This is a genomic window from Pseudomonas sp. MYb541 (assembly GCF_037479595.1).
Lineage (GTDB): Bacteria > Pseudomonadota > Gammaproteobacteria > Pseudomonadales > Pseudomonadaceae > Aquipseudomonas > Aquipseudomonas canadensis.
Window position 1 is genome coordinate 34,066 of sequence record NZ_JBBGYS010000053.1, and the last position, 10,849, is coordinate 44,914.

Sequence of the window (10,849 nt, forward strand, 5' to 3'; positions counted from 1 at the left end):
TCCCACAGTTGAATTGGGTTTCCAGTTTAAATTAGGAGTGTATGTATGAGAATTGGACTGGTTGGCTATGGCCACGGAGGGCGCTTCTTTCATGCGCCGCTGATTGCAACACTGCCCGGCGCCACGTTTGTTGGCGTCGTTACTCGCTCACCTGAACGCCGCCAGCAGTTGGCGACTGACCATCCCGGCCTCAAGGCTTTCGATTCCATCGGCCAGATCGTCGAGGCCGGTGTCGACGCGCTGGTCATCTCCACCACCCTCAAAGGCCGCCCGGCCCTGGTGCTGGAAGCCATCGAACACGGTGTCACCGTGGTCAGTGACAAGCCCTTTGCCGCTAACGCCGAACAGGCCCAGGCGCTGATCACCGCCGCCGAGCGCCAGGGCACGCTGCTCAGCGTGTACCAGAACCGGCGTTGGGATTCGGACTACCTGACCCTGCGCAAGCTCATCGACGCTGGCGCCCTGGGCAAGATCACCCGCTTTGAGTCTCGCGTGGAACGCTATAGCCCGCACGCCGTGGGCAACGCCAGCGGTGGTGGCTGGCTGCGCGACCTGGGCAGCCATTTGGTCGACCAGGCGTTGCAACTGTTCGGCCCGGTAGATCGAGTGTTCGCCCAACTGCACTACACCGCCGAACATCCCACGGTGGATCACGGCTTCTTTGTCTCCCTGACCCATGCCAACGGCGTGATCTCCCATCTGTGGGGCAACGCCTTGCAAAACAGCCAGGCACCACGTTTTCGCGTCAGTGGCAGCGCAGGTTGCTACACCGTCGAAGGCCTGGACGGTCAGGAAGAGGCGTTAATGGCCGGCAAGTCGCCGAAAACCGAAGGCGAGCACTGGGGCGCCGAAGAGCATCGACGCTGGGGCTGGTTTGAACAAGGATCGGAGCGTGAGCGAGTACCCTCGGAGAAGGGCTGCTGGACGCAGTTCTATCGGCAGTTGCAACTGGCCGTGCAAGGGCAGGGACCGTTGCCAGTGGACGCCTATGACGCCTTGGAAACCACCCGTATATTGGACGCCGCACGCCTCAGCGCCGAGCGTCAGCAGGTGGTTTCAACAAAAATAGAATAAAATTCTAAAACATGTTGATATGGAAATTATTTTCCAATAAAGTCTTTTCCAGGTTGCATAAAGTACGTTCGGGCTCGACCCGCGCGACTCAACAAAAACAAGATCAAAAACAACCAGGTACCGTCAGATGAAAATCTTCAACGCTGTACTGCGAGTTTTACGCCCCACTCTTGCGCCACGCGGTCTGCCCCGCGCCCGGCCGTTCTACTTCTCCTTCCTTAATGTGCTGTGCGTCGAAAACAAAGGCGCGCTGGTGTGCTGCATTCCAGGCGCACCGGTCGTCCGGCTGCCTGCCGAGCTCTGATAAACGCAACGTCCAAAAAACCAACAAGAAAGTGGAGACAGACCGTTCATGAAGACCCCGATCCGTTTTACCGCGCTGGCCCTGTCCATGCTGCTCGCCAGCGGTGTTGCCTCGGCTGCTGACCTCAAGATAGGCGTGAGCATGTCCGCCTTCGATGACACCTTCCTGACCTACCTGCGCGAAGACATGGATAAGCAAACCAAGTCCTATCCCAAGGGGGATGGCGTGCAATTGCAGTTCGAAGACGCCCGTGCCGACGTGGTCAAGCAACTGAGCCAGGTCGAGAACTTTATCAGCCAGAAAGTCGACGCGATCATCGTCAACCCGGTGGACACCGCGTCGACGGCCAACATCATCAAGGCCGCCACCGCAGCGAAAATCCCGCTGGTGTTCGTCAACCGTCGTCCTGACAGCGCGACATTGGCCCCAGGCGTCGCGGCGGTGACGTCCGACGACGTCGAGGCCGGCAAGCTGCAGATGCAGTACATCGCCGAAAAGCTTGGCGGCAAAGGCAACATCGTGATCCTGCTGGGTGACCTGGCAAACAACTCCACCACCAACCGTACCAAGGGTGTGAAGGAAGTCCTGACTAAGTACCCAGGCATCAAGATCGAGCAGGAACAGACCGGTATCTGGCTACGTGACAAGGGCATGACCCTGGTCAACGACTGGCTGACTCAGGGCCGCGAGTTCAACGCGGTGTTGGCCAACAACGATGAAATGGCCATCGGCGCGTCCATGGCCCTCAAATCGGCGGGCAAGAAGGGCGTGTTGATCGCCGGTGTCGATGGTACGCCGGATGGCCTGAACGCGATCACCAAGGGTGACATGACGGTGTCGGCCTTCCAGGATGCCAAGGGCCAGGCCGACAAGTCGGTGGAAACGGCGCGCAAGATGGCCAAGAACGAGCCTTTCGAGCAGAACGTGGTGATCCCGTTCCAGCTGATCACCCCGGACAACGTCAAAGACTTCAAATAGCCCTGCATAACAACAATAAGCCGGCAGGGCGGTCTTGGCCGCCCTGCAGATGGAGTACTTCCCTATGCTCGCTCAAGCGACTGTCTCGCAGCCTCCCGGTCTTCAGCCCCAGCCGCTGGAAGAACCCTACCTGCTGGAAATCGTCAACATCAGCAAAGGCTTTCCCGGCGTCGTGGCCCTGGCCGACGTGCAACTACGGGTGCGCCCCGGCACCGTGCTGGCGCTGATGGGCGAGAACGGTGCGGGCAAGTCGACGCTGATGAAAATCATCGCCGGCATCTACCAGCCCGACGCCGGGGAAATCCGCCTGCGTGGCAAGCCGATCGTGTTTGAAACCCCCCTGGCGGCCCAGAAGGCCGGGATCGCGATGATCCACCAGGAACTCAACCTGATGCCGCACATGAGCATTGCCGAGAACATCTGGATCGGTCGTGAGCAGCTCAACAGCCTGCACATGGTCAATCACCGCGAAATGCACCGCTGCACCGCCGAGTTGCTGGCGCGCCTGCGCATCAACCTGGACCCTGAGGAACATGTGGGCAACCTGAGCATCGCCGAGCGGCAGATGGTCGAGATTGCCAAGGCGGTGTCCTATGACTCCGACATCCTGATCATGGATGAGCCGACCTCGGCCATTACCGAGAAGGAAGTGGCCCACCTGTTTTCGATCATTGCCGACCTCAAGTCCCAGGGCAAAGGCATTGTCTACATCACCCACAAAATGAACGAAGTGTTTGCCATCGCCGATGAAGTGGCGGTGTTCCGCGACGGCCACTACATCGGCCTGCAACGTGCCGACAGCATGAACAGCGACAGCCTGATCTCGATGATGGTCGGCCGTGAGCTGAGCCAGTTGTTCCCGGTGCGCGAGACGCCCATCGGCGACCTGTTGCTGACGGTACGCGACCTGACACTGGACGGCGTGTTCAAGGACGTATCGTTCGATCTGCACGCCGGTGAAATCCTCGGTATCGCCGGGCTGATGGGCTCGGGCCGTACCAACGTGGCAGAAACTATTTTTGGCATCACGCCCAGCAGCAGCGGCGAGATCACCCTGGATGGCAAGGCGGTGCGCATCACCGACCCGCACATGGCCATCGAAAAGGGCTTCGCGCTGTTGACTGAGGATCGCAAGCTCAGTGGCCTGTTCCCGTGCCTGTCGGTCCTGGAAAACATGGAAATGGCCGTGCTGCCGCATTACTCCGGCAACGGCTTTATCCAGCAGAAAGCCCTGCGTGCGCTGTGTGAAGACATGTGCAAGAAGCTGCGAGTGAAAACCCCGTCGCTTGAGCAGTGTATCGACACCTTGTCCGGTGGTAATCAGCAGAAGGCCTTGTTGGCGCGCTGGCTGATGACTAACCCGCGGCTGCTGATCCTCGATGAACCCACCCGTGGCATCGACGTGGGCGCCAAGGCCGAGATCTACCGATTGATCTCATTCCTCGCCAGCGAAGGCATGGCCGTGATCATGATTTCCTCCGAATTGCCCGAAGTGCTGGGCATGAGTGATCGGGTCATGGTGATGCACGAAGGCGAATTGATGGGCACCCTGGACCGCAGCGAAGCGACCCAGGAAAAAGTCATGCAGTTGGCCTCCGGGATGACGGCAGTCCACTGACGTACAGAATAAGAAGGTGATGGGCTATGAACGCAATAACGGATAACAAACCCGCGACGGTACCCACCAAAAGTCGCCGACGCATGCCCACCGAGCTGAGCATCTTTTTGGTGCTGATCGGCATCGGCCTGGTCTTCGAGCTGTTTGGCTGGATCGTGCGGGACCAGAGTTTCCTGATGAACTCCCAGCGCCTGGTACTGATGATCCTGCAAGTGTCGATCATCGGCCTGCTGGCGATTGGCGTGACCCAGGTCATCATCACCACGGGGATCGATCTGTCCTCCGGTTCGGTGCTGGCGCTGTCGGCGATGATCGCCGCGAGTTTGGCCCAGACTTCCGACTTTTCCCGTGCGGTGTTCCCGAGCCTGACCGACTTGCCGGTGTGGATCCCGGTGGCGATGGGGCTGGGGGTCGGGCTGCTGGCGGGAGCGATCAACGGCAGCATCATCGCCGTCACTGGCATCCCGCCGTTCATTGCGACGCTGGGCATGATGGTCTCGGCCCGTGGCCTGGCGCGTTACTACACCGAAGGCCAGCCGGTGAGCATGCTCTCGGACTCGTACACGGCCATCGGCCATGGCGCGATGCCCGTGATCATCTTCCTGGTGGTGGCGGTGATCTTCCATATCGCCCTGCGCTACACCAAGTACGGCAAGTACACCTACGCGATTGGCGGCAACATGCAGGCAGCGCGTACCTCGGGGATCAACGTCAAGCGCCACTTGATCATCGTGTACAGCATCGCCGGACTCTTGGCTGGCCTGGCGGGTGTAGTGGCCTCGGCACGTGCCGCCACCGGCCAGGCCGGCATGGGCATGTCTTATGAGCTGGATGCGATTGCTGCGGCAGTGATCGGCGGTACCAGCCTGGCGGGCGGGGTAGGGCGCATCACCGGCACCGTGATCGGCGCGCTGATCCTTGGGGTGATGGCCAGCGGGTTTACCTTTGTCGGTGTGGATGCGTACATCCAGGACATCATCAAGGGCCTGATCATTGTGGTGGCGGTGGTGATCGACCAGTACCGCAACAAGCGCAAGCTCAAGCGCTGAAGCGCTTTCTTGTAGGAGCCGGCTTGCCGGCGATAGCATCGACACGGTCTCGCTGAAGAGCCCGGTTGACTGCATCGCCAGCAAGCCGGCTCCTACATTTAACCGTTTGTCTTCTATATAGCTCCACAACACTGAATTTCTTGCTATAAACGCACTCCGATGACCATTCGCCGAGCCCGTCCTGGTGCTTTTGGGGGTTATCTCGGAAAAATTGCCTGTCTTTTCAGTTGCTGCGCCCTCAAGTCGGCCTTAGACTGCCGCCCCTCGTAAATTGAGTGCCGGGTGGCGCTTGAAATGAATGGCGCCCTTCCGAGACCTGCAGAGGCCTTCCGGAACGCTCCCTTATTCGCCTTAATGCACGTATTTTTTATAGAGAAATCAATGACAAAGGAAAAGTTGCTGGCCATGCCGGCGGATGACTACATGAATGCCGAACAGCACGCTTTTTTCGAGCAGTTGCTGCAAGACATGAAAGTGGAACACCACGAGCGCATTGAACAGAACCGTATCGCCATTGAAAGCCTGGACACCCCGGCCGACCCGGCCGACGCCGCTTCTGTCGAAGAAGAGCGCACCTGGCTGGTCAACGCCATTGACCGCGACCAGCGCATGCTGCCGCAGCTTGAGCGCGCACTGGAGCGTATCAAGGAAGATTCCTTTGGCTGGTGCGATGACAGCGGCGAGCCTATCGGCCTCAAGCGCCTGCTGATCAGCCCGACCACCAAGTACTGCATCGAAGCGCAAGAGCGTCACGAGCAGATCGACAAGCATCAGCGCCAAGCCTGATGCGGTGAAGCGGGGGACCGTCCAGCGGTTCCCCGGGAAAGACCCGTTACACCCCGTCTATTGATCTGCTGCAAGCCACCCCACTAAAGGCCCATGGATAATGGCCCGATAGTGGCGTTTAATGCAGCGACAATAATGACAAGCAGTGGGGTAACGAAGATGGCTGGAGACGGATCTCTGATGGGCGCAGCAGTGCCACCGCAAGCGGTGGCGCGCGGGCTGCCCGGCTGGCTGACGCCCCTGTTGCAGAGTACCGCCCTGGTGTTGGTCCTGCTGGGCTTGGCGCTCGCCAGCCTGCCGCTCTACCTTTGCCTGCCACTGGCCCTGCTGGTGATCTGGCTGCCTCGATTGAAAAGTCGCACACCTGTTATTGCATCTTCCGATGCCGTCGATGCCATCGGCGAATTGACTCGCGACCTGTCCTACACCACCAGTCATAACGCGTTGTCTGCGGCCGGCGTGGCCTTTTCGGTCAAGCAACTGGCGGCCCGTGTGCAGTCGCAGTTGGGCGCGGCCAAGCAGATTGTCAGCAGCGCCGAGGTGATGATCGGCACTGAAAAGATCACCTCCCAGCTGAGCCGCGAAGCGCTTGGCGCCGCCAGCCAGGCGCATCAACGCAGCACTGAAGGCCGCGAAGTGCTGGCCCAGTCGATTACCCGCATGCACCAACTCAGCCAACGCGCCAACGCCAGCCGTGAGCTGATTGAAGCCTTGAGCCTGCGCAGCGAGGAAATCCAGCGAGTGACCTTGGTGATTCAGTCCATCGCCAGCCAGACCAACCTCTTGGCGCTTAACGCCGCGATTGAAGCGGCTCGGGCCGGTGAGCATGGACGCGGGTTCGCCGTGGTCGCGGATGAAGTGCGCGGTTTGGCAGGGCGTACCGCAACGGCCACCGATGAAGTCGGGGTGATGGTGGCGGACATCCAGCAGCGCACCGCCCAGGTGGTGGAGCAGATTCGCCAGTTATCGGCGGACTTGCATACCGGTGTCGAGCAGGTGGAGCACGCCGGCGAGCAGTTGCAAAGTATCGCCAGCCTGGCGGCCGATGTGGAAGGCCAGGTGAATGAAATCGCCCAGGGCACCGACACCAACCGCACCCAGCTCGACAGCTTGTTCCATGCCGTGGAACAGATGCGCAGCGACCTGGCTGTCAGCGATCAGCAAACCCGCCAGTTGGCCGACGCTGCCGTGCAGATGGAAGGGCAAGCTGAAACCATCAGCGAGCGCCTGGCGGAAGTTGGGCTGGATGACTACCACCAGCGTGTCTACGACCTGGCCCGCGAGGGGGCGAGCCGGATTGCTGGGCAATTCGAAGCCGATGTGCAGCAGAACCGGATCAGCCTGGATGACCTGTTCGACCGCAGCTACACGCCGATCGCCAACACCAGCCCGAGCAAGTACCACACCCGGTTCGATGGCTACACCGACCAGGTGTTGCCGCCGATTCAGGAGGCGCTGCTGCCACGGCATGAGGGGTTGGTCTTCGCCATTGCCTGCACTCCGCAGGGCTATGTGCCGACACACAACAAGGCATTTTCCCATGCTCTAACGGGTGATGCGCAGGTGGATGCGGTGCAGAACCGCACCAAGCGCAAGTTCGAAGACCGCACCGGGATCCGTTGCGGCAGCCACCAGCAGGCCGTTTTGTTGCAAACCTACACCCGCGACACCGGAGAACTTATGCATGACCTGTCAGTGCCGATCATGGTCAAGGGCCGGCATTGGGGCGGCTTGCGCCTGGGCTATAAACCTGAGGCAGTAAAGGGCGGGCGCTAAGGATTATTGTTGTTTATGCAATGGAGCTATTCCTGGGATAGCTTTTTCCAACTGGAAGAAAACCGTAGCATGGCCAACATTGTTAGCCAGCTAACTAATGCTGCGGAGAAGCTCCATGCAAAACAAAGTCGATGTCGCCGTGATGATTGGCAGTGGCGTACCTCAAACCCTGCGTGCGCTGGGCCAAAAAGCCTGTTGGGTGGTGTTGCTCAACGGTGAGCAGCGCGGCACCGCCTTTGCCAGTCGTGATGAAGCCGAGGAATGCAGGGCCGCCTGGCAGGCGCTGTTGCGCCTGGAGCAGTCGGACAGCCTGCATTGATAAGGGCTTATTGCGATTGATGCAGGCGTTGATTCAGCTCATCCACGGGAATTGCCCATTCAGCGTCCTCGCGTAACTCTTCCTTGAGAAAGGCCGCTTGCTGAGCAGACCAGAATGGCGCATCGATCAGCTTCACGTCCTCAGGCAAAGGATGCGCGACGATAAAGGCGTCGATGGCGTCCGGGGTCGAGTCCAGGCCCAATTGTTCAAACAAGGTTTCAAGGGTAGGGATTGGCGCGTTCATATCGTTCTCCATGCAGGGTGGTCGTTATGCATGGGAGGGTTGTGGCGCAGCAGAGTTCTATCGGATTGTCAGGACTTCAGCGCCCCGGAATCCACGGCGGCCTTCAAGGCCTTGGCCGACTCTTTTGCGGCGATGGCCGCCGCGTCGACGGTTTTGAACCAGCGGTCTTTTTCCACCTGGTGGGTGGTGACAGTGGTCAGCGGAGGCTTGGCCCGCATAATGATCACTGCTTGGAACTCACCGTCTACTTCCCTTGCGTCGCCATGGATGAAAAATTCGCCGATATCAAATTCCGTCACGTAGAGCCTTCCCTTGGAGATAACTGCACTGGAGAAACCTGGCCCGCAGGGCACAAACTTCAGTGGACGGGCCAGTATGGCAGTTGTTGCGGGTCGGCGGCGCAGTTAAGTTATCGGGCGGACGAAACGACCGCTCCATGGTGTGCTTGCAACTGGGCTTCTAGTTTCTTGGCCAGTTCACAAGCCTTGACATGGCCGCTGCGAAAGCCTTTTATTTGGCCGCTGAGCACTTCACGGATGTGGAAGAAGTTTTTACCGGCAGGTACAACCTGGTAAAGAACCGGATCCGAGTACCCCTCGAAGCCGCCCAAGCGGTAGTATTGAGCCTCGCCCTGGCATGATGAACGGGTGTGCGAAGACATTGCATTGTAGGTTGATCGTTGCATGGCCTGCTCCTTTCGATCGATCCGGTTGACTTGATTGCAACGTTTTGGGTGGTTTTGATTGGTGCTGCTGTTTTAGTATTGTCGTCGGCGATCTGCGCCTGGTTCCATGACAGCGTGCTTATTTGCGCTTGCGTGTCGGAAAACTGCATTTTTAACTGGGTTATTCTCTGAAGTGGGTCGGTCCGTATTCTCTGGCCGTTGAACCTGTGATCTCCTGTGGTGCTTGATGACCTTGCACAAGGTCCATCGCGTACGTCTGTACTGGTCTTATGGCGCGGCAGTGGGTTCTTCTTCAGTTTTTTTCAAAGAATGAGTGATGTGATCGTGCCGTAATGGCCGTTTTTTTGTGCTGCCCGCTCTGGCGGACAGCGCTCTTTTTGATGTGGGGGCGTTTCCTTGGCAGTCAGTAATCTGGATATGCACGCGTTGTTCGTGCTGGGTGATTTGCGCGCAAAGTTGGTCAAACAGTTTCAATCCCGTTTCGTTTACATCACTGAGCAGACGCCGGAAGGTATCTACATCGCCGAGATCGACACCGAGGCGGCGTTGGTCGTGGACGACAAGCCCCGCCTGGAACTCAAAGTTGGCGATCACTTCCGCGCAGCGGTATTGCCCAGCCGTGAAGGTGGCAAATTCGAACTGAAGTTCCGCGATATCAAGTTGACCGTCTATGGCCTGGGTGACTACGCCTTTGTCTCCTCGGCCGAAGGCCAGGGCATCGTGTTCAAGGAAGGCCACAGCGTGATGCTGGTGTTTGCCGCCAACGAGCAACTGCAGGAAGGCCTGACCAAGACCCTGAAAGCCGTGACCGGCAAGGCCGCCAAATGGCGCAAGGGTGAACTGGTGACTTTCAAGGCCAGCGAATAACCAGCAAATTCCACGAACACCCGTTATCTCCCGGAACCTCTACTACAGTTGAGTTGACTTAACTATTCAGAGGCTTCGCGCTTACGCAGCAAAGCCGTCCGCTGTCTGCTGCGATATCGCGAGGTGCAAGGGCATGAAAGGATTGAGAACGCTGTTGGCTGCATCCGTGACGGCCTTGAGTCTGTCCGTGGCCGCATTGCCGGTTTCGGCCGCCGAGACGCCGATACACTTTGCCGATTTGAATTGGGAAAGCGGCAGCCTGATCACCGAGGTACTTCGGGTGATTGTCGAAAAGGGCTACGACTTACCGACCGATACCTTACCGGGCACCACCATCACCCTGGAAACCGCCCTGGCGAAGAACGACATCCAAGTGATCGGCGAAGAGTGGGCCGGCCGCAGCCCGGTGTGGGTCAAGGCTGAAGCCGAAGGTAAAGTGGTCGGCCTGGGCGATACGGTCAAAGGCGCAACCGAAGGTTGGTGGGTGCCGGAATACGTGGTCAAGGGCGACCCTGCCAAAGGCATCAAGCCTCTCGCGCCGGAACTCAAGAGCGTGAAGGACCTGGCGCGCTACAAGGACGTGTTCAAGGACCCGGAATCCCCGGGCAAGGGGCGCTTTCTCAACAGCCCTATCGGCTGGACCTCGGAAGTGGTCAACAAGCAGAAGCTCAAGGCCTATGGGTTGGACGACAGCTATGTGAACTTCCGCAGTGGCTCGGGCGCGGCACTGGATGCCGAGATCGCTTCGTCGATCCGCCGGGGCAAACCGGTGCTGTTCTACTACTGGTCGCCGACGCCGTTGATGGGGCGCTACAAGTTGATCCAGCTGGAAGAGCCACCGTTTGATGCCGAGGCGTGGAAGACGCTAACGGATGCGGATAATCCTGATCCAAAACCAACACGCTCGTTGGCGTCCAAGTTGAGCATCGGGGTGTCGACGCCGTTCCAGAAGGAACATCCGCAGATTGCACAGTTCTTTGAGAAGGTCGAGTTTCCGATTGAGCCGCTGAACAAAGCCTTGGCGACCATGAGTGAAAATCACACGGCGCCACGGGAAGTGGCCCAGGTGTTTCTGAAGGAACATCCGCAGGTGTGGAAGGCTTGGTTGACCGAGGATGTGGCGCAGAAGGTTGAAGCCAGCCTGAAATA

General features: G+C 58.9%; 13 protein-coding genes. 10 read left to right on the plus strand and 3 right to left on the minus strand.

Annotated features, from left to right (window positions below; genetic code table 11):
• The first annotated feature begins 45 nt into the window (after window positions 1-45).
• From WH299_RS25840 to WH299_RS25875, 8 genes are all read left to right on the plus strand, one after another.
• Window positions 46-1,074, plus strand: coding sequence for a Gfo/Idh/MocA family protein (locus tag WH299_RS25840; protein WP_122727612.1), 1,029 nt, complete (start codon window positions 46-48; stop codon window positions 1,072-1,074).
• A gap of 127 nt (window positions 1,075-1,201) precedes the next feature.
• Window positions 1,202-1,378 (plus strand): hypothetical protein, encoded by a 177-nt coding sequence (locus tag WH299_RS25845; protein WP_163002101.1) that lies wholly within the window; start codon window positions 1,202-1,204, stop codon window positions 1,376-1,378.
• Between the two features lie 48 nt (window positions 1,379-1,426).
• A complete protein-coding gene (locus tag WH299_RS25850) occupies window positions 1,427-2,356 on the plus strand; it encodes a sugar ABC transporter substrate-binding protein (RefSeq protein WP_339551685.1) in 930 nt (309 codons plus the stop codon).
• A 64-nt stretch (window positions 2,357-2,420) separates the two neighbouring features.
• Window positions 2,421-3,974: a sugar ABC transporter ATP-binding protein gene (locus WH299_RS25855; RefSeq protein ID WP_028615866.1), complete on the plus strand. Its 1,554-nt coding sequence runs from the start codon at window positions 2,421-2,423 to the stop codon at window positions 3,972-3,974.
• Window positions 3,975-4,000: 26 nt separating this feature from the next.
• Window positions 4,001-5,023 carry an ABC transporter permease gene (locus WH299_RS25860; RefSeq protein ID WP_016975559.1) on the plus strand — a complete coding sequence of 341 codons (1,023 nt, stop codon included), beginning with the start codon at window positions 4,001-4,003 and terminating at the stop codon, window positions 5,021-5,023.
• A 381-nt stretch (window positions 5,024-5,404) separates the two neighbouring features.
• The gene (locus WH299_RS25865) at window positions 5,405-5,809 is read left to right on the plus strand and encodes a TraR/DksA family transcriptional regulator (protein ID WP_010564800.1); all 405 of its coding nucleotides are present in this window, start codon (window positions 5,405-5,407) and stop codon (window positions 5,807-5,809) included.
• A gap of 543 nt (window positions 5,810-6,352) precedes the next feature.
• A complete protein-coding gene (locus WH299_RS25870) occupies window positions 6,353-7,585 on the plus strand; it encodes a methyl-accepting chemotaxis protein (RefSeq protein WP_445262725.1) in 1,233 nt (410 codons plus the stop codon).
• 115 nt (window positions 7,586-7,700) lie between these two features.
• Window positions 7,701-7,904, plus strand: coding sequence for a hypothetical protein (locus tag WH299_RS25875; RefSeq protein WP_010211013.1), 204 nt, complete (start codon window positions 7,701-7,703; stop codon window positions 7,902-7,904).
• Between the two features lie 7 nt (window positions 7,905-7,911).
• Here WH299_RS25875 and WH299_RS25880 read toward each other — a convergent pair whose 3' ends face one another.
• From WH299_RS25880 to WH299_RS25890, 3 genes are all read right to left on the minus strand, one after another.
• On the minus strand, window positions 7,912-8,148 hold the full coding sequence (locus WH299_RS25880; RefSeq protein WP_122727617.1) for a DUF2789 domain-containing protein: 237 nt from the start codon (window positions 8,146-8,148) through the stop codon (window positions 7,912-7,914).
• Between the two features lie 68 nt (window positions 8,149-8,216).
• Complete coding sequence (locus tag WH299_RS25885) at window positions 8,217-8,447, minus strand: hypothetical protein (RefSeq protein ID WP_122727619.1); 231 nt, start codon at window positions 8,445-8,447, stop codon at window positions 8,217-8,219.
• 110 nt (window positions 8,448-8,557) lie between these two features.
• Entirely contained in the window at window positions 8,558-8,833 is a 276-nt protein-coding gene (locus WH299_RS25890) for a hypothetical protein (protein WP_028615871.1), read from the minus strand.
• A 417-nt stretch (window positions 8,834-9,250) separates the two neighbouring features.
• Here WH299_RS25890 and WH299_RS25895 point away from each other — a divergent pair, with 417 nt between their 5' ends.
• Both WH299_RS25895 and WH299_RS25900 read left to right on the plus strand, forming a co-directional pair.
• Entirely contained in the window at window positions 9,251-9,700 is a 450-nt protein-coding gene (locus tag WH299_RS25895; protein ID WP_174890956.1) for a hypothetical protein, read from the plus strand.
• A 133-nt stretch (window positions 9,701-9,833) separates the two neighbouring features.
• The coding region (locus tag WH299_RS25900) for an ABC transporter substrate-binding protein (RefSeq protein ID WP_122727622.1) at window positions 9,834-10,849 on the plus strand (1,016 nt) is incomplete at its 3' end.

What these genes read in the sequence shown, in the direction of transcription:
- WH299_RS25840 (WP_122727612.1), top strand. Translation starts at nt 46, where the DNA reads ATGAGAATTGGACTGGTTGGCTATGGCCACGGAGGGCGCTTCTTTCAT.
- WH299_RS25845 (WP_163002101.1), top strand. Translation starts at nt 1,202, where the DNA reads ATGAAAATCTTCAACGCTGTACTGCGAGTTTTACGCCCCACTCTTGCG.
- WH299_RS25850 (WP_339551685.1), top strand. Translation starts at nt 1,427, where the DNA reads ATGAAGACCCCGATCCGTTTTACCGCGCTGGCCCTGTCCATGCTGCTC.
- WH299_RS25855 (WP_028615866.1), top strand. Translation starts at nt 2,421, where the DNA reads ATGCTCGCTCAAGCGACTGTCTCGCAGCCTCCCGGTCTTCAGCCCCAG.
- WH299_RS25860 (WP_016975559.1), top strand. Translation starts at nt 4,001, where the DNA reads ATGAACGCAATAACGGATAACAAACCCGCGACGGTACCCACCAAAAGT.
- WH299_RS25865 (WP_010564800.1), top strand. Translation starts at nt 5,405, where the DNA reads ATGACAAAGGAAAAGTTGCTGGCCATGCCGGCGGATGACTACATGAAT.
- WH299_RS25870 (WP_445262725.1), top strand. Translation starts at nt 6,353, where the DNA reads ATGATCGGCACTGAAAAGATCACCTCCCAGCTGAGCCGCGAAGCGCTT.
- WH299_RS25875 (WP_010211013.1), top strand. Translation starts at nt 7,701, where the DNA reads ATGCAAAACAAAGTCGATGTCGCCGTGATGATTGGCAGTGGCGTACCT.
- WH299_RS25880 (WP_122727617.1), bottom strand. Translation starts at nt 8,148, where the DNA reads ATGAACGCGCCAATCCCTACCCTTGAAACCTTGTTTGAACAATTGGGC.
- WH299_RS25890 (WP_028615871.1), bottom strand. Translation starts at nt 8,833, where the DNA reads ATGCAACGATCAACCTACAATGCAATGTCTTCGCACACCCGTTCATCA.
- WH299_RS25895 (WP_174890956.1), top strand. Translation starts at nt 9,251, where the DNA reads ATGCACGCGTTGTTCGTGCTGGGTGATTTGCGCGCAAAGTTGGTCAAA.